Source organism: Aeromonas sp. s2 (genome assembly GCF_040907935.1).
Lineage (GTDB): Bacteria > Pseudomonadota > Gammaproteobacteria > Enterobacterales > Aeromonadaceae > Aeromonas > Aeromonas dhakensis.
In genome coordinates this window covers 126,004-144,111 of record NZ_JBFOCR010000005.1, presented here as the reverse complement: position 1 = coordinate 144,111, position 18,108 = coordinate 126,004, and the positions used below count along the sequence as shown (strand labels likewise).

16 protein-coding genes are annotated in these 18,108 nt (G+C 62.4%); 7 read left to right on the top strand and 9 right to left on the bottom strand.

Going from position 1 to position 18,108, the window contains the following annotated elements:
• Positions 1-102: 102 nt before the first annotated feature.
• The 3 genes from AB5Y81_RS02160 to AB5Y81_RS02150 form a co-directional block, all read right to left on the bottom strand.
• Positions 103-2,655, bottom strand: coding sequence for an MlaD family protein (locus AB5Y81_RS02160; protein ID WP_279484351.1), 2,553 nt, complete (start codon positions 2,653-2,655; stop codon positions 103-105).
• 77 nt (positions 2,656-2,732) lie between these two features.
• Positions 2,733-3,341 (bottom strand): paraquat-inducible protein A, encoded by a 609-nt coding sequence (locus AB5Y81_RS02155; protein ID WP_010633988.1) that lies wholly within the window; start codon positions 3,339-3,341, stop codon positions 2,733-2,735.
• Positions 3,319-3,951 (bottom strand): paraquat-inducible protein A, encoded by a 633-nt coding sequence (locus AB5Y81_RS02150; protein WP_279484352.1) that lies wholly within the window; start codon positions 3,949-3,951, stop codon positions 3,319-3,321. The genes AB5Y81_RS02155 and AB5Y81_RS02150 overlap by 23 nt, the downstream gene beginning before the upstream one ends.
• Positions 3,952-4,099: 148 nt before the next feature.
• Between AB5Y81_RS02150 and prpB the strand changes: the two genes are divergently transcribed.
• The 3 genes from prpB to AB5Y81_RS02135 all read left to right on the top strand — a co-directional run bounded on the left by prpB (position 4,100) and on the right by AB5Y81_RS02135 (position 7,701).
• Positions 4,100-4,987, top strand: coding sequence for a methylisocitrate lyase (gene prpB / locus AB5Y81_RS02145; protein WP_279484353.1), 888 nt, complete (start codon positions 4,100-4,102; stop codon positions 4,985-4,987).
• An 11-nt stretch (positions 4,988-4,998) separates the two neighbouring features.
• Positions 4,999-6,126 (top strand): 2-methylcitrate synthase, encoded by a 1,128-nt coding sequence (gene prpC, locus AB5Y81_RS02140; protein WP_279484354.1) that lies wholly within the window; start codon positions 4,999-5,001, stop codon positions 6,124-6,126.
• A 129-nt stretch (positions 6,127-6,255) separates the two neighbouring features.
• Positions 6,256-7,701: a bifunctional 2-methylcitrate dehydratase/aconitate hydratase gene (locus AB5Y81_RS02135; protein ID WP_123246134.1), complete on the top strand. Its 1,446-nt coding sequence runs from the start codon at positions 6,256-6,258 to the stop codon at positions 7,699-7,701.
• A gap of 90 nt (positions 7,702-7,791) precedes the next feature.
• Here AB5Y81_RS02135 and AB5Y81_RS02130 read toward each other — a convergent pair whose 3' ends face one another.
• Positions 7,792-8,535 carry a hypothetical protein gene (locus tag AB5Y81_RS02130; protein WP_279484355.1) on the bottom strand — a complete coding sequence of 248 codons (744 nt, stop codon included), beginning with the start codon at positions 8,533-8,535 and terminating at the stop codon, positions 7,792-7,794.
• A 211-nt stretch (positions 8,536-8,746) separates the two neighbouring features.
• Here AB5Y81_RS02130 and AB5Y81_RS02125 point away from each other — a divergent pair, with 211 nt between their 5' ends.
• Entirely contained in the window at positions 8,747-9,124 is a 378-nt protein-coding gene (locus AB5Y81_RS02125; protein ID WP_279484356.1) for a polyhydroxyalkanoic acid system family protein, read from the top strand.
• A gap of 292 nt (positions 9,125-9,416) precedes the next feature.
• Positions 9,417-10,841: a wax ester/triacylglycerol synthase family O-acyltransferase gene (locus AB5Y81_RS02120; protein ID WP_095592766.1), complete on the top strand. Its 1,425-nt coding sequence runs from the start codon at positions 9,417-9,419 to the stop codon at positions 10,839-10,841.
• 66 nt (positions 10,842-10,907) lie between these two features.
• Here the strand turns inward: AB5Y81_RS02120 and AB5Y81_RS02115 are convergent, their stop codons facing one another.
• The 4 genes from AB5Y81_RS02115 to AB5Y81_RS02100 all read right to left on the bottom strand — a co-directional run bounded on the left by AB5Y81_RS02115 (position 10,908) and on the right by AB5Y81_RS02100 (position 14,246).
• Positions 10,908-11,705: a hypothetical protein gene (locus tag AB5Y81_RS02115; protein ID WP_042051813.1), complete on the bottom strand. Its 798-nt coding sequence runs from the start codon at positions 11,703-11,705 to the stop codon at positions 10,908-10,910.
• 43 nt (positions 11,706-11,748) lie between these two features.
• Positions 11,749-12,399, bottom strand: coding sequence for a TetR/AcrR family transcriptional regulator (locus AB5Y81_RS02110; RefSeq protein WP_065017611.1), 651 nt, complete (start codon positions 12,397-12,399; stop codon positions 11,749-11,751).
• A 1-nt stretch (position 12,400) separates the two neighbouring features.
• The gene (locus AB5Y81_RS02105) at positions 12,401-13,585 is read right to left on the bottom strand and encodes a patatin-like phospholipase family protein (protein ID WP_279484357.1); all 1,185 of its coding nucleotides are present in this window, start codon (positions 13,583-13,585) and stop codon (positions 12,401-12,403) included.
• An 82-nt stretch (positions 13,586-13,667) separates the two neighbouring features.
• Complete coding sequence (locus tag AB5Y81_RS02100) at positions 13,668-14,246, bottom strand: phasin family protein (RefSeq protein ID WP_279484358.1); 579 nt, start codon at positions 14,244-14,246, stop codon at positions 13,668-13,670.
• Between the two features lie 248 nt (positions 14,247-14,494).
• Between AB5Y81_RS02100 and AB5Y81_RS02095 the strand changes: the two genes are divergently transcribed.
• Entirely contained in the window at positions 14,495-16,465 is a 1,971-nt protein-coding gene (locus AB5Y81_RS02095; RefSeq protein WP_279484359.1) for an SDR family oxidoreductase, read from the top strand.
• Positions 16,466-16,514: 49 nt separating this feature from the next.
• Here the strand turns inward: AB5Y81_RS02095 and AB5Y81_RS02090 are convergent, their stop codons facing one another.
• Positions 16,515-17,411: a triacylglycerol lipase gene (locus AB5Y81_RS02090; RefSeq protein ID WP_042051819.1), complete on the bottom strand. Its 897-nt coding sequence runs from the start codon at positions 17,409-17,411 to the stop codon at positions 16,515-16,517.
• Positions 17,412-17,581: 170 nt separating this feature from the next.
• Here AB5Y81_RS02090 and AB5Y81_RS02085 point away from each other — a divergent pair, with 170 nt between their 5' ends.
• Complete coding sequence (locus AB5Y81_RS02085; protein ID WP_017779038.1) at positions 17,582-17,896, top strand: YebG family protein; 315 nt, start codon at positions 17,582-17,584, stop codon at positions 17,894-17,896.
• Positions 17,897-18,108: the final 212 nt, after the last annotated feature.

Here is an 18,108-nt window from a genome sequence, read left to right as displayed (position 1 = left end):
GGCGACATCTTATCACAAGGGCAGGAATATTCTGAAAGCGCGGCGACTAAAAACAAGCCCGGCAGCGTGCCGGGCTTGAGTGAGCGTGAGTGAGGGGAGCGATCAGGGCTGGATGCGGGGGCTCCACTCCTGCCACTCTTTCTCGGCCTTGGCATGCAGCGGGTAGCTGTGGCCGGCCTTGACGGTCGGCCCCATCTCTTTCTCCGGAGTGTTGAAGGCGATGCCGCCGGCGAGCAGGCTCTGCACCGTCTCCACCTCTATGGTGCCACCGGTCAGGCCGATATCCGCCTTGACCCCGGAGACGTTCCAGAAGCGGGTGTTGGCCCGCACCAGATGGGCGTACTCCTGCTCCACGTTGACGTCGATCAGCACCTCGCTGCCATCGCGGGCCAGCGCCACCTTGGTCACGCTGCCCACCACCATCTTGCGAAACAGCAATGGACTGCCGACGCTCAAACCGTTGACCGACGCGCTCTTGAGGGTGAGCGTCAGGCCGGCCGGGCCGCTCTGGCTGAGGGGGAAGCGCTCCTTGCCCGCCCCTTGGCCTGGCTGCGCCTCCACAAAGGCGCCCTTGATCAGGGTATCAAGGTGGGCCACGCCGCCCAGCCCCAGCTTGGCCTGCACCAGGGTAAAGCGGGCACCAGACTGCAGGAAGCGCGCGGCATACTGGCCATCCAGCTCGGCCTTGAAGATCACCTGACCCAGGGTCGGCTCCAGCTCAATCTGTTCAATCTTGCCGATATCGACCCCGCGGTAGCGGATCGGGCTGCCGACCCCAAGCCCCGGGTTGCTGTCGGCCACCAGGGAGAGGGTCCGTACCTTGGCCTTGGCCTGCTCCTTGCTGTCAAACAGCTGGTGACTGCTGCGACCCGTGCCGAGCCGATCGAATTCGATGGCACCGCGCAGCAGGGTGGCGAGATTCCCCACCTTGACCTGCACGCCATCCACCCGCACTCGGGTATCCAGCGCCGGCTTTTTCCAGAATTGCGGCTGCTGCTCCAGCAGGGGGGCATAGACACCGGCGATTTCGAGTTCGATCTCCACCCCCTCCCTAGCGGCGCGCAGCGCATTGACCTTGCCCGCCTCGAGCCCCAGATAGAGCACGGGGGAGCCGATGCCGATGCCGTCGGCCTGTTCGGCCTTCAAGATCCAGCGACGGGGCTTGGCATCCCGGGTACCGAGCAGGGCCAGCTCCTGGCTGGGATAGAGCCGGTTGACCCGCTCGCCAGAGGGGGCCTGCACCAGCTTGATGCCGCCGCCAATCCAGGCGCTGGCCGGGCTGGTTTCCACCTTGATGCCGCTCAAGTCGGCATCGATCTGCAGCGGCGCCGCCCGATAGAAACGGGCCCGGTTCAGCAGATGCTGATACTGGCTCTGCACGACCAGGGCCACGCTGGCGTTGCCACCGCCATCCAGGGTGAGCTGGCTGATCTGACCCACCTGCAAGCCCTTGTACCAGAGCGGCGCCCCTTCGCTGAGGCCGGCCAGATCGTCGGCCTGCAGCACCAGCTTGATGCCGCCCGGTTGCTCCTTGCTGCTCAGGGTCATGGCCTTGACCCGCTCGCCCGCCACATAGTCGAGGCGAATGGCCGGGCCCGCCAGCAGGCGATCCGCATGCTTGATACCACCGGCGCCGAGGGAGACGCTCTCCCACACCAGACGGCTGTTGCCGGTGATCCGAAACGCCTGCTCCGGGTTGATCAGCGCGCTCACCACCCGGCCCTTGTCGGTGAGGCGAATGGGGTCGATGCGGCCGATCTCGATGCCTTCAAACAAGATGGGCATTCCCTCCTTGATAGGCAGATCCCCCGCCTGGATGTTAATTCGCTCGCCGCGGGCCGCCTCGGCCAACCCTTTGTAGAGGGTGAAGACCTGGCCTTTCTCCGGCTCCGGGGAGTCCTTGGGAGAGTCGAAGGCGATGCCGCCGCTCAGGATGGAGGTGAGGCTGCCGGCCTCCACATTGACCCCGGCCAGGCTGAAGGAGCCCTTGATGCCGCTGATGTTCCAGAAGCGGGTGTCGGCCTTGATGAGGTGTTCAAAACGCGGCTCGATCACCAGATCCAGGATCACGTTCTGGTTCTCTTCGCCAAGGCGGGTGTTGATGACGCTGCCCACCTCGATGCCGCGAAAATAGAGCTTGGCGCCGATGCCGACCGAGCCGAGCGAATCGGCGGTCAGGTGCAGCATCCGCCCCTGGGCCTGATAACCGGGGGGAGGGCCGTCCAGCGCGTCGAACTCCTCCTGCAGCGGGTTGTTGTCCCGCCCGGGCTGCAGGTTGATGTAGTTGCCGGAGACCAGGGTATCGAGGCCGGAGATCTCGGTGAGCGACGCCTTGGGGCTCACCAGCCAGAAATCCGAACCTTTGCGGATGAGCGGGCGGGCCCGGCTGTCAATCTTGGCCAACACAGCTATCTTGCGGCCATCCTCGGCCAGCGCCAGCTCCTGCACCACCCCGATGGCGACCCCCTGGTAGCGCACCTGGGTCTTGCCCGGCAAGATGCCGTTGCCCTGGGCGAAATTGATGCGAATAAGCTGGCCGCTGCTGACAAACTGCTGGTAGATGAAGCCCCCCGCCAGCAACAGGGCGATAAAGGGCAGCAACCAGACGGGTGACAACCAGCGACGCTTCTCAATGACGGGTTCAGCCCCGATCATACCGACTCCTTAATTGGCTGAGATAAACAGCAGTTCAGATAAAGACAAACAGTTTCAGGCATATGCGATGGTGGTCCCTAGCGTGCCGCCTTGTCCCACAGCAGGCGCGTGTCCAGCATGCGGGCCGACATCATGGTCAGCACCACCACACCGGCAAAGGCGGTGGCGCCGGGGCCGGCCCGCACGTTGAGCAGCACCCCGCGATCCACCAGGGCCACCATCAGCGAGATGACGAACAGATCCAGCATGGACCAGCGCCCGATGAAATCGATGATGCGGTACATGATGAGCTGGCGTTTGCGCCGCACCGGCTTGCTGCGCTGCAGTTGCCAGCAGATCCAGCCCAGCCCCAAAATCTTGCCCACCGGCACTATGATGCTGGCGGTGAGAACTATGGTGGCAATCCCCGACATCTTGCTGCGATAGAGCATCATGATACCGCTGAAGATGGTGTCGGACTGCAACAACCCCTTGTTGTAGAAGTGGGTGATGGGCAGCAGGTTGGCGGGCAGCAGCATGAAGCTGGCCAGCGCCAGCAACCCCCAGGACCAGGCCAGGGAGTGGGGAATGCGCACTTGCAGCCGGCTGTGGCAGCGGGGGCAGACGCTACCCGCCTGATAGCGCACCAGCAGGCCGCAGGTGTGGCAGCGGCAGAGCCCCAGTTCACGGGCGCTGGTCTGGGACATGGTCCGGCTCCTCCAGCGGTACCCGCTCCCAATAGGGGGCGGGGTCAAACAGGATCAGCAACGTCAGGTTGAGCAGCATCAGGATCCCCAGGCTGAGCAGGCCGCCGCCGAGACGCACATCGGCGATGTCGACCAGCTTGAACAGGGCGACCAGCAGGCTGACGATGTAGACCTCCAGCATGGCCCAGTGGCGAAACACCTCCACCGCTTTCAGGGTCGGCGCCAGTATGTGCCAGCGTTTGGCAAGGCCCGAGGCCAGCGTAAAGATCCCGAGCAGCAAGCCCACCGGCGCCAGTACGGCGCACCAGAACACCAGCCCCGCCACCCAGATCTCGTGTTCGAGCAGCAGCACCAGGATCCCCTTGAGCAGGTTGGCGTCCGAATTGACGCCAGCCAGGCGCAGGTAGATCAGCGGCTCGAAGAAGGCGGACGGGAGCAACAGGAAACCGGTGATGGTCAGCGCCATCAGCTGGGAGGGGCGAAATGCGTAGCGCCCGTACAGATGTTGATGACAGCGGGGGCAGTGGGCGTGGCGCCCAAGCGGCAATAACTTGCGTTCGATCAGCAAGTCGCAAGCCGGGCAGACGATCACGGGATTGGGATCCGACATTACGATTCAACCTGTTGAAGGAATTGGTGAAATTTACCCTAAAAGCCACGTCCTGTCTTGCCTGGCAGGGGTCTGCCACGAAAGTATGATTGACGTTAACGTAAACGTGATATTAGATAGTCAGACCAGACAAGTGAAAGGAGTCATGATGTCCAGCCTTACCCCCTCGGCAGGTCTGCGCTTTCGCACCGCCCTCGCCAATGAACGCCCCCTGCAGATCGTCGGCACCATCAATGCCTACATGGCGCTGATGGCTGAGCGCAGCGGTTTTCAGGCCATTTATCTCTCGGGCGCCGGCGTGGCCAACGCCTCCTATGGCCTGCCGGATCTTGGCATGACCAGCCTGAACGACGTCTTGACCGACGCCGAACGCATCACGGCGGCGACTCGTGTGCCGCTTTTGGTCGACATCGATACCGGCTGGGGCGGGGCCTTCAACATAGCCCGCACCGTGCGCGCCTTCGAGCGGGCCGGAGTAGCTGCCGTGCACATGGAAGATCAGGTAGCCCAGAAGCGCTGTGGCCACCGGCCCAACAAGGCGGTGGTCTCGCAGGAGGAGATGTGTGATCGCATCAAGGCGGCGGTGGATGCCAGGGAGAACGACGAGTTCGTCATCATGGCCCGCACCGACGCGCTGGCGGTGGAGGGGACTGGCCCGGCGCTGGAGCGCGCAGCCGCCTATGTGGCCGCCGGTGCCGACATGATCTTCGCCGAGGCGGTGACCGAGCTCGGCCAGTATGACCTGTTCAAGCAGGCGGCCGGGGTCCCCATTCTCGCCAACATGACCGAATTCGGCAAAACCGAGCTATTCGACAAGGAGGCGCTTGCCGCCCACGGCGTTGACATGGTGCTCTATCCCTTGAGCGCCAGCCGGGCAGCCAACCAGGCGGCCCTCAACGTCTATCAGCACATTCGCCAGGATGGCCATCAGCGGGCCGTCGTCGACACCATGCAGACCCGGGAGTCACTCTACGATTTCCTCGGTTATCACCACTACGAGCAGACGCTGGACCGTCTGTTTACATCCAGGGACTAGGAGGAAAGGCAATGGGACAGCAAAAACCGTTGGGTGGCGCCGGCCTGCGTGGCCAGAGCGCGGGGGAGACCAGCATCTGCACCGTGGGCAAGAGCGGCACCGGGCTCACCTATCGCGGCTATGACATCCAGGAGCTGGCCGACGGCGCCCAGTTCGAAGAGGTCGCCTACCTGCTGCTCAAGGGCGAGCTGCCGGACGAGCAGCAGCTCGAGGATTACAAGCGGACCCTGCGCAGCCTGCGCACCCTGCCTGCCGCCTTGCTGGAGGTGCTCGAGCGCATTCCAGCCGACGCCCACCCCATGGATGTGCTGCGCACCGGCTGCTCCATGCTCGGCGATCTGGAGCCGGAGGACGGCTTCGAGCACGAGCATGAAGTGGCGGATCGGCTGCTGGCTGCCTTCCCAGGCATTCTCCTTTACTGGTACAAGTTCAGCCACGACGGGGTGCGCATCGCCCTCGACACCGACGAAGAGTGCATCGGCGGCCACTTCCTGGCACTGCTGCACCAGAAGGCACCGAGCGAGCTGGAGCGCCGGGTGATGCACGTCTCCCTCATTCTCTACGCCGAGCATGAGTTCAACGCCTCCACCTTTGCGGCGCGGGTCTGCGCCTCGACGCTCTCGGACATGTTCTCCTGCGTCACCGCGGCCATCGGCACCCTGCGCGGCCCGCTGCACGGCGGCGCCAACGAGGCCGCCATGGCGATGATCGAGCCCTGGCAGGATGAGGCCCAGGCACGGTGCGAGCTGCAAGCCAAACTGGCAGCCAAGGAGAAGATCATGGGCTTTGGCCACGCCGTCTATCGCACCTCGGATCCGCGCAACGTCATCATCAAGGGGTGGTCGGCCAAGCTGGCCGAGGCGGTGGGCGATGACCGGCTCTATCGCGTCTCCTGCGAGGCGGAGAAGGTGATGTGGGAGGAGAAAGAGCTCTTCCCGAACGCCGACTTCTTCCACGCCAGCGCCTACCACTACATGGGGATCCCGACCAAGCTGTTCACCCCCATCTTCGTCTGCTCGCGGGTCACCGGCTGGTGCGCCCACGTGATGGAGCAGCGCGAGCACAACCGGATCATCCGCCCGAGCGCCGATTACGTCGGCCCGGCGCCCCGGCATTTCGTCTCGCTGCAGCAGCGATAACCATGGGCGGCCCTGTTACCCCATTGCGTCACCCGACACCGGCAACAGCGGGGTCGATGTGCGCAGGCGGTCGGGCAGGGCGCCGTTTCATCACCCCGTTTCATTCACTACAACGATAAGGAAGTCACGATGTCCGCCAACGTCGACGTCAACCACAGACCAGACCCCGATCAGGTGCTGGTCGATATTGCCGATTACGTCTGCAATCACCCCATTACCAGCCAGGCCGCCCTCGATACCGCCCGTTACTGCCTGATGGATACCCTGGGTTGTGGCCTCTTGGCCCTGCGTTTTCCCGAGTGCACCAAGCACCTTGGTCCCATCGTGCCCGGTACCCTGGTACCCCATGGTGCCCGGGTGCCCGGTACCCAGCTCTGTCTCGATCCGGTCAAGGCCGCCTGGGATATCGGTGCCATCATCCGCTGGCTCGATTACAACGACACCTGGCTGGCCGCCGAGTGGGGTCACCCCTCCGACAACCTGGGGGGGATCCTCGCCACCGCCGACTGGCTCTCCCGTACCCGGGTGGCAGAAGGCAAGGCGCCGCTCACCATGAGCGATGTGTTGACGGCCATGGTGAAGGCCCACGAGATCCAGGGGGTACTGGCGCTGGAGAACTCCTTCAACCGGGTCGGTCTCGATCACGTGGTGTTGGTGAAGGTTGCCAGTACCGCCGTGGTGACCCACATGCTGGGGGGCAGCCGCGATCAGGTGATCGATGCGGTCTCCCAGGCCTGGGTCGATGGCCAGAGCCTGCGTACCTACCGTCATGCACCCAATGCCGGTTCTCGCAAGAGCTGGGCGGCGGGGGATGCCACCTCCCGCGCAGTGCGCCTCGCCCTTATCACCATGAGCGGCGAGATGGGCTATCCAGGCGCTCTGACGGCTCCCAAGTGGGGCTTCTACGACGTGCTGTTCAAGGGCAACCAGTTCGCCCTGCATCAGAGCTACGGCAGCTATGTGATGGAGAACGTGCTGTTCAAGATCTCTTACCCTGCCGAGTTCCACGCCCAGACCGCGGTAGAGTGCGCCATGAAGCTGCATGAACAGGTGAAGGGACGCCTCGACGAAATTGACCGCATCGAACTCACCACCCATGAGTCGGCCATTCGCATCATCAGCAAGGTGGGCGCCCTCAACAACCCGGCAGACCGGGATCACTGCCTGCAGTACATGGTAGCGGTGCCGCTCATCTTCGGACGCCTCATCGCCGAGGATTACGAGGACGCCGTGGCTGCCGATCCCCGCATCGATGGACTGCGCGCCAAGATGGTGGTGCAGGAGGACAAGCGCTACAGCCGCGAGTATCTGGAAGCGGACAAGCGATCCATTGCCAACGCCATCCAGATCTTCTTCAAGGACGGCACCCATACCGCCAAGGTGGAGGTGGAGTACCCGGTCGGCCATCGTCGCCGCCGCGAGGAGGGGATCCCGCTGCTGGTAGAGAAGTTCCGCCACAACCTGGCCACCCGCTTCCCGGCCAGACGGGCCGAGGCGATCCTGGCCCTCTGCCAGGATGGCAAGCAACTGGCCGCCACCCCGGTGCACGCCTTCATGGATCTGCTGGTGATCTGACCGCACTCCTGTCCAGCGATAAACGAAAAGCGGGCCATTCGGCCCGCTTTGTCATGTTTGACTGCATGTGTGCCTGCATGACTCTCAAGGTCAATCCAGCACTGTGTCATCGCCCGCCAGCAATGCCTGCATGATCGCCGTCTCGCGGCTGGCGATGGTCTCGAGAAACTCGCTGGCCCGCCCCATGTGGTGACAGACCCGGTAACCCCGCTCGACAAAGGAGAATAGCTCGCCCAACCCCGCCAGATGGGCCGGCCCCGATATCAGCTTCAAGGTCGCCCCGAGCAGCGGTTTTCTGGCCAGCCGGTCCAGGGTCATCCCCAGCTCGTTGACCAGTTGCAACTGATGACGGCGGCGCGCTTCTTCACCCACCTCCTGATAGGCGAGGGCATAGGCCTTGGCGTTCAATCGCGCCATGCTGCCGCTACGACGCAGCGCCACCACCATCAGGTAATCGAGCTCCTCGGAGAGGGCGTCGAGTTCAATGGCCTGCGCCAGCACCTTGAGGCCGGACTCCGGCAACAGCCGCTCGGCAGTCGGCATCACCCGCATCACGTCCGCATCGCGGCGGGCACAATCCCCCGGCCCGTAGAGGTCGGTCAGGAAAAACTGCGCAGCCGGGCCGTAGCGCTTGCTCTCCAGCAGATCGCGGTGGGTGCGCCCCAGCCGGTCGGCCTGCCATTGGCGCAATGCGTCCCTGTCTTGCTGATCCTGCGGGTGGGTGCGCATCTGCTCGCGCAAGGCGGCCACCTGGTTGAGCTGACGGTAGAGTCGCCCCAGGGTGTTCTCTTCATCCAGGTGGTGGTCATCGGATGGTTGTTTCTCTTGGGTCATCTGCTGCTCTCTTGACCTGTGTTCTCTGGTGTATCCCATGGCCTGTGACGGATAAAACGGACGACCGGCGAGGGGCGGGAGTCACTCGTCACGAGTCGCCAGCCCAGTGTAACGCGGCGGCAACCCAGGCGGAATCGATGGAGCTTTTACTCGACAGCCTTTGTTAAGTGAGTCCCAAATATGTTGCAAATCACTTTCACTTGTTTGATTCATGTGTTTAATATCAGTAAATGTCGTCACCGCTCAGAGAGTTAGCATGTTTCTATACGATCCCCTTACCGGCAGCAACCTGTCGACCATCCAGGTCAGCCGTCAACACCCGCTCGGCCTCGCCGGCGCTCGGCTCGCCGCCGAAGCCATCGCCCAGGACATGAGCGAAGAGTACGAACTCGACTGCGAGTGGGAAGACGAGGAGGAGACCCGCTTGCTGTTTCGCGGCGCCGGGGTCAATGGCTCCCTCTGCCTCACCGAGGATACCCTGTCGCTGGAAGTGCGCCTCGGCCTGATGCTGTTACCGGTACGCAGCGTACTGGAGCAGGAGATCCTCGAATATGTCGATCAGCGCCTGCCTTGTCCCACGCGGCGATAACCAATCCAATAAAGACTGATCCAGCGCAATAAATAATGGTGAAATAGCGCGCTTTATATTCTTTTGACGAAACAGCCGACCTGGAGATTATTATTCAGGCGGCATATCACAAGTCGTATTTTTAATTTTCACGGGGCAATAAGAGCCTCTGTCTTTGTCATGGATGGCTGGCGTTAATTAATCGCCGTGCAGTTTCACCAACATAATAAAACATAGTTTGTTGCTTCCGTTCTGGTCGCCGACGTCCAGAACGAAATGTGGCACAAATAATGCGAAACAATAGGGATAATACATGTCTGTGTGTGAACTCATCTCCTGTGTCGATACCGCCTGGCTGCGGATGGACAGACCCAACAACTTGATGCAGATCGTCGGCGTGCTGATGTTCGACGGTCAGCTGGATGAAACCAGATTGCGCGAGAGCCTGCTGCACACCGTACGGGTACAGCCACGCTTCGCACAGAAAGCCTGCCTGGAAGGGGGGGAGTACTACTGGCGTACCGACCCCGACTTCGATCTCGACCTGCACCTCAAGCGGGTGATCCTGCCGGGCAAGGCCGGCAAGGCAGAGCTGGAGCGGCTGGTGGCCGACTTTGCCTCCACCCCCCTCAACCACCAGCGTCCGCTCTGGGAGATGCACCTGGTAGACACCTCCCTCGGCGGTCAGGCGCTGGTGGTGCGCTTTCATCACGCCATGGGGGACGGCTTCTCCCTGGTGCGGGCCATGCTCACCATGATGGACGAGAGCCCGGTTGCCGCTCCCAGACCGCAGCCCGAGCCGGTGGCCAACGACGACGGCGACGAAGAGCACGATCAGCAGGGCAGTCGCCTGCTGCGGGCCGGCCTCAAGCTGACCGGCACCCTCTGGTCCAAATACGTCGAGGTGCTGACCCACCCCACCAAGGCGATGGACTACCTCAAGACCAGCCGGGACGTGACCGCCGAGCTCTACACCATCGCCACCCTCTCCGATGATGCCGATACCCGGCTCAGGGGAGAGACCGGCTGCACCAAGCGGGTCGCCTGGTCAGAACAGATCCCGCTGCCGGATGTGAAGGCGGTGGGGCGGGTGCTCGGCTGCTCGGTCAACGACCTGCTGATCGCCGCCACCGCCGGGGCCTTTCGCCACTATCTGCTGGAGAAGGGCGACGAAGCCGACGTCGACATCCGGGCCCTGGTGCCGGTCAACATGCGCGCCCCGGACGACAAGGGGGCCCTTGGCAACCGCTTCGGGCTGGTGGCCCTGGATCTGCCCCTCAACATCGAACATCCGCTGCAACGCCTCTATGCGGTGCGGGATCGGATGCAGGCGCTCAAATCCTCCCTGCAACCGGCAGTGGTGCTCAACCTGCTGGAAGTGATGGGCATGGCCCCCAAGGCGGTGCAGCAACAGGCCATCGACATCCTCTCCGCCAAGGCCAGCGCCGTCATCACCAACGTGCCTGGCCCGCAGCAGACCCTCTATCTGGCCGGCGCCAGGTTGCGCCAGCCGCTGTTCTGGGTGCCCCAGGCCGGCGACATTGCGGTCGGCGTCTCCATCCTCTCCTATGACAACAAGGTGCAGGTGGGCCTGATCACCGACAAGAAACGGGTGCCGGACCCCGACCTCATCGTCGAGCGCTTCGCGGTGGAGTTTGAGCAGTTGTTGCTGCTGGTGCTGATGGAGCCGGATCTGCTCTGCGACCCCGCCATGCTGGATCAGCTGCTGCACGGCTGATCCGCCGCGTTTCAAAAGCAAGAGGCCAACCCGGGGGTTGGCCTCTTGTTTTATGAGTCTGGCGAATTACTCCTCCTCCAGCTCCTCACGGGCGGCTTCCACGTCGAGCCGCTCCATGGCATCCAACGGCTCGCACTCGGCAGCCTCGCCATAGAGTGCCTCGGCCGCCGCCATCTTGCTCTTGCCGTGCATCATCACCATGGCGTTGGCGTACTCCATGCGGGCAATGGCGGAGTGGGGGATGATGGCCAGCGCCGCCTTGAAGTGACGCTCGGACTCATCCTTCTTGGCGCCGTAGGTGATGCCGCCGATCATGGCGCCCAGCTTGTCGATGATCTCCGCATGCCAGGCACCGAAGGCGATATGGGCTTCCCCGTGGTCAGGCTCCAGCGCCAGCGCCTGCTCCAGGCTGCTCTTGATCTTGTCACCTATGCCGATGGAGAGTGCCTTGGAGACCGAGATCACCTGGCTGTAGCGACCCAGCGCCAGGGCGTGGAAGTACCAGGCGTTGACGTTGTCTGGCTGACGTTTTTGCAGCCTCTCGGCGTTGCTGGCGGCCAGCTCGAACGCTTCGCGCTTGGCATACTTGTCATCCAGCAGGTAGCTGGCGTGGATCACCAGCGCCTTGTTCGCCACGTTGAGGCCATCCTCGCCGGCGGCCAGCCCCAGGCTGACGGCCCGGGCGAAATCACCGGCGTGATAGGCGCGCCATGCCTCCTGTACCTGTTCATCTTCGGGCCAGGGCTCGGCATCCCCCTGGTGCAGCCGCTCCCAGTGCTGCTCAAGGCGCTCCCCGGCATAGTCATAGGTGGCCTCCGGCCAGGGGAAGGGGGTGAAATCGAAGTTGGGCTGTGAAGTGGTCATATGATTCTCCCTGTTAAAAACACAATCAAAAAACACGGTTCGGTCAACCCGCCACGGTGGCGGGACGATAATGGCTGGCGATGGCATCGAGCGCTGCGCGGGCATCGGCTCGCAGCCTGGGGGCCACCAGCTCCATCACCTGAACAACGCCGAGGGCGATGTCGGCATCGGCCCGCGGATGCAGCGCTCGCTGATAGGAGATCCAGAAGGTCCCCACCAGTGCGATGTTGGCGGCCAGCGCCGTCACCTGCGCTTCGTCGCCTTCTAGCAGACCGCTGCGCCAGAGGTGGTGACAGATGGCGGCGGCGGTCAGCTCCTTGCGCCGCAGCAGGGCCGAAAAGCGCAGCTCCACCTTGTGGTTGCCGTTCATCAGGGTGCTGATGTCGTAATAGAAAAAGCGGTACTTCCAGATGAGTTCGAACATCAGGTGCAAGAAGAACCAGATGTCCTCTGCCTCGTTCAACGGCGGGGTAATGGTGTCGAGCAGGTGGGCCATCTCCTGTTCGAACTCGCCGAACAGAGCGTTGACTATCTCCTCCTTGTTGTGAAAGTGGTAATAGAGGTTGCCCGGGCTCATCTCCAGCTCGGCCGCGATGGCGGTGGTGGTGACGGTCGGCTCGCCCAGCAGGTTGAACTGGGCGAGGGCGGTGGCCAGGATGCGATCCCTGGTACGCCGCTTGGGTTTGCGATCCATGCTACTCCTTCGGTTGACGCCGGCCCTTGTCGCCATAGCGACGGGTCAGCCAGTGCTGCAACTTGGTCAGTGAGGCATCCAGCGCCGCCACCGCGCCGATGCCCGGGGTCAGCAGGGAGCGCTGCTCATCGGCCAGCGCGTCAAGATCCAGCTCCAGCCCGTGTCTGGCGAGGATGGGACCAAGCTCGGCCCGCCGCTGCCACAGATCCCGGCGGGTATGCTGGAAGGCGTGCTCGCACAGATGGCGCCGGTCCCGATAACTGAACACATTGGTGAAGAACATCTCACCATCGGCCGGGGAGGGCTCGAACAGCAGGGCATCCGCATCTGGGTACTGGTGTTTGTAGCGATCCATCCCCACGTGCATGCGCGAGTGGATAATGGCGCGAAACGTCTGGGCCAGCACCACAGGCAGACCGCTATCCACCAGCTTGGCGGGGCGCTCGCTGGCCAGGCCAGCATCAAAGGGCACCAGCGGGTTGATGCAGAACACCAGATCGGCCCCCTCCTGCAGCGCCACCGAGGCGTGCAGCGTCTTGATGAGCGCGCCGTCCACGTAGTAGCGGCCATCGATGAGGGAGGGCGGGAACAGGCCAGGCAAGGCGGCGGAGGCCTGCACCGCGGCGGAGATGGGCACCTGGTCGAGCCCCGGACTGCCGAAGGCCACCGCCCGACCAGTGTCGAGTTCGGTGGCGATGACGAACAGCCGGCTGGCCAGCTCGCGAAAATCGTTGCTGCGACCGGGGCGCGAGAAGAACTGGGTCAGGATCCGATCCACCCCGCGGCTGTCGAACATGCCGGTGGGGATCGCTTTGGACAGCCCCTGCAGTGAGCCGAGCAGGCTCTTGTTCCAGGGGGAGGAGAGGTAGTCGGCCAGACACGCCAGCGCCAGCGGCGGCAGCGAGGTGAGCCGCTCAACATACTCCCCGAAGGCGGGGCGCAGCAGGGTAGAGGGGTCGAAGAACTCGCCACTGTCGTCGCTCAGCAGGATCCGCACCAGCTTGTCGGGGGAGATGCCGTTGGCCAGCGCCGAGGCGATCACCGCCCCCGAACTCACCCCCACATAGATGTCAGCCTGCTCGAAACGCACTCCCTTGATGCTGTCGGCCAGGGCGGCGCAGGCACCGATCTCGTAGATTCCCCCCAGAGGTCCCCCCCCGGCGAGGGCAACCGCAATCGTGCTCATGATTTGCCTCCCTTATCACGCAAAACCGGCCCAGCAGAGGGCATGGGCCGGTGGATCATCAGTCAGAACAAGCCGGTCAGGATCAGAAGAGTGCGGTTTCGCCCTTCTCCTTGATCTCCTTGGCCACGTTCTCTACTTCCGTTGCCAGCTCCTTGACCTCTTCCTTCACTTTGGCGACGGGGGCGGGGGCGGCTTTCTTGACCGGCGGCTTCTTGGCAACAACCGGCTTCTTGGCCGCTGCGGCAGCAGGCTTGGCCTCGTCAGCCGGGGTAGTGTCGTCCTGGGCATCGATCAGCTGCTGCACCACTTCGGTCAGCTCGGCCATCCGTTTGGAGAGCTTGTCGATGTCCTTGCGGGTCGGGATGCCGAGGCTGGCGACGGCACGGGCCACGCGATCCTCAAATACCTGCTCCAGACGGCCCCAAGTACCGGCGGTCTTGTCGGTCATGGCCGCGATCTTCTCATCGGCGCTCTGACGGGTACGGGTTTGCAAGGCTTCCCCTTCCTGAACCAGGGCTTCAAAGATCTTGCCGCCTTCCTCTTGCGCCTTGGCATAGGCACCCAGGCCAGCCAGCCAGATCTGCTGGGTGGACTCTTTGATGGTGGAAGTGAGGTGGTTGTCGGTCACCGAACTTGCCAGTGCTTTCAATTTTTTGGCCATGACAGTCTCCTTACTCGTGATATAGATGATGGTAATGACAACAACCTTGGTATATTCGTTGTGGCATTACTTAACTTTCATCCTCAGTCTAGGGAGAAAAAATAGAGGGTTCTACCTAATAACGGAACAGGCAACCCTGGTAATTTTGGACTGGGTCACGAAGAATGATATTCGAATGAATATTTTCAGTAAAAGCGTGATATATCTAACAGCAACTAACAGCCAAATCAGTAAGGGATATAAATACCATGGATTATTTCATCACAGGTGGCAGCGGCTTCATCGGCCGCCGGCTGATTAAAAAATTGCTGCAGCGTCCAAATAGTCGGGTGCATTTCCTGATGCGGGCAGCCCATCTCGAGCGGGTACCCGACCTGCTGGCCTACTGGGGCGTTGGTGAGGATCGCGCCATTGCCGTGGTGGGCGACATGACCCACCCGCTGCTCGGCGTCGGCAACGGCGAACTGGAACCCCTCATCGGCAAGGTCGATCATTTTCTGCATCTCGCCGCCATCTATGATCTCAACGCCAAGGCGGGCATTCAGCAGCAGGTCAATGCCGAGGGCACCCGTCAGGCCCTGCAACTGGCCGAGCGGCTCAAGGTGCGCTGCTTCCATCACTGCAGTTCCATCGCGGTGGCCGGCCTGTTTGACGGCCTGTTCCGGGAAGACATGTTCGATGAAGCCGAACACCTCGACATGCCCTATTTCCAGACCAAGCACGAGGCCGAAGGGATAGTGCGCAAGGAGAGCACCATCCCCTGGCGCATCTACCGACCCGGCATCGTGGTCGGCGACGCCAATACCGGCGAGATGGACAAGGTGGACGGCCCCTATTACTTCTTCAAGACCATTCAGAAGCTGCGCCGCATGCTGCCGCCCTGGATGCCCGCCATCGGGGTCGAAGGGGGGCGCATCAACCTGGTGCCGGTCAACTTCGTGGTGGATGCCATCGATCACATCGCCCACCAGGAAGGGGAGGACAACAAGGCGTTCCACCTGACCGATTCGCACCCCATGCGGGTCGGCGACATGCTGAGCACCTTCTCCCGGGCGGCCCATGCCCCCGAGCCGGCCATTCGCATCAATGCCGCCCTGTTCAGCTTCATTCCCCGCCATCTGATGACCATGCTGATGGCGCTGACCCCGGTGCGACGCATTCGCGATGCGGCCATCGCCGATCTAGGCCTGCCCAAGGACATCTTCCGGCTCATCAACTATCCGACCCGTTTTGACAACCGCGAGGCCCAGCGGGTGCTGAAGGGGACCGGCATCGAAGTGCCGCCGCTGCACAGCTATGCCTGGCGCCTGTGGGACTACTGGGAGCGTCACCTAGACCCGGATCTGTTCATCGACCGCACCCTGCGCGGCCGGGTCGAGGGCAAGGTGGTGCTGATCACCGGTGCCACCTCCGGCATCGGCAAGGCCACCGCGAAGAAGCTGGCAGAGGCGGGGGCCAGGGTGCTGACCATAGCCCGGGACGAGCACAAGATTGCCGAAACCCAGGCCGAGTTTGCCGAACTGGGCCTGACCCTGCAGGTCTATCAGGGTGATCTCGCCGATCTGGCGCAGGGGGAGGCGATCACCCGCCAGATCGTGGCCGAGCATGGCGGCGTGGACATTCTGGTCAACAACGCCGGTCGCTCCATCCGCCGCGCCATCGAAGACTCCTTCGATCGTTTCCACGATCTGGAGCGCACCATGCAGCTCAACTACTTCGGCACCCTCAAGGTGATCATGGGGGTACTGCCCACCATGATCGAGAAGAAGAAGGGGCACATCATCAACATCTCTTCCATCGGGGTGCTGACCAATGCGCCGCGCTTCTCCGCCTACGTCGCCTCCAAGTCGGCGCTGGATGCCTGGGTGCGCACCGCCGCCTCCGAGTTTGCCGACAAGGGGGTCAACTTCTCCATCATCAACATGCTGCTGGTGAAAACTCCCATGGTGGCGCCCACCAAGGTGTATGAACAGGTGCCCATGATGACGCCGGAAGAGGCCGCCGATCTGGTGTGCGACACCATCATCAACAAGCACGTGCGCCTCGCCACCCGACTCGGGGTGTTTGGCCAGGTGATCCATGCCCTGGCACCGCGGGTGGCCCAGGTGATCATGAACACCAGCTTCCGCACCTTCTCCGACCCCAAGGAGGGCAACGAGTCCAAGGCCTCGGCGGATCAGATGGCAGTCTCCACCCTGATCAAGGGGATCCACTTCTAGTGGTGACCACAACGAGTTGATGTAGCAAAAACGGAAAGGGCCTGAGCAATCAGGCCCTTTTCATTTGCGGCTGCGGGCGGGAGAGCAGGGTCAGCAGCAGGGCCGTGGTGCGGCGGGAGTAGAGCAGGGAGAGGTGCCCAAGGGCGGCGAGCTCCACGTCCTCCATGCCATCGAGGCGCTGGCGGGACTGGGGCAGCACGAAGTTGTCATGACTGGTGCGCACCGAGACGCCGGGTACGCAGAGCGGCACGGCGGCAAAGCGCTGCAACCAGCCGGAGCCTGGCTCCATCTCGCGGGCATTGTCGCCGAGTCCCAGGGTGGCGAGCTGGCTGCCCTGATGAGGGGTGGCCAGGGTGATGAGCTGCGCCACCTTGTCACCACCCGCCACCGCCAGATAGTCGCGGCACACCAGCCCGCCCATGCTGTGACCGATCAACACCAGTTGCGATGCGCCGGTGGCGACCAACACCTCGTCGATACGCCTGGCCAACAGCGGCACCATGTCGTCGAGATGGCCAAAGGGAGGAGTCAGGGTGACGGTTGCCACCGTGTGGCCGGCGGCCTCCAGCCGTGCCCGCTGTACCCGCCAAATGCCGCGACTGCAGCCATAACCGTGGATCAGCAGCAGGGGCAGGGGAGAGGGGGTCAACTTGTCAGGCGGCATCAACCAGCGCTCGAACGGCAGCAGCCAGGTGAAGGTCAGCAGGTAGGCCGCTATCTCGCGCCCCACCATGGGCAGCCAGGCTCGCCAGCCGATGGCAGGCACCGGATAGAAGCGGGAAAAGCCCCAGGTCAGCAATACTACCAGGGTGCGCAGCCCCAACAGGGCCACCACCACAAACAAGATGGAGGGCGCCCAAGAGAGGCCGATGGCAAGGTGGGCGATGCTCCCAAGGAGCGTCACCTCAACCAGCAGCAGGATCAGTAATTGCTTTGTTATCGTCATGACCCAATCATCCGACCAGTTTGGCATGGAAGTCAAATGACCCTTTCATCAATGTGACGGCCAACCCGCTCTCGGTCAGTCTCTGTTGAAATCCTACCTACCTGTGGCTATTTGCAATACTGTATATCCATACATATACTTGTATTCACCATCAGAAGGAGGACGCCACTATGGCCGTTGAGATCAAATATGTTGTGGTTCGTGGGGGAGTGGAGAAGATGACCTTTACCAGCAAGAAAGAGGCTGACGCCTATGACAAGCTGCTGGACACTGCCGATGAGTTGATGACGCTGCTGGCCGCGGCTCCCATTGCACTCGAGCTGGAACAGCAGGAGAGCCTGGCCTTCTATCTGGCCGAACAGCGGGACGCACTGCAGAGCGTATTGCGCGGTGGAAAGGGGCAGGGGAGCAACAAGGCAGAGAGCCAGGAAACCCAGAGTGAAGCAACCGAACCCAAAGGCAAGTCACTCAAGCGGGTTGCGTAGCAAGGCGTCTGGATAACAGGGTGAGGAAGGACAGGGAAAAGGGGCGAGCCGTCACGGCCAAACACTTTCTTATTCAAAAAAAATAAAGAATTAACAGTCAATTTTCAGACTATTTACCCCGAGAATTTTCTGACAAGAGTGCATATTCATTGAATGGGATAAGAATGTGTTCGCAGTGATTCAACGTGGCGACTGCATCCATGTTTCCTGAC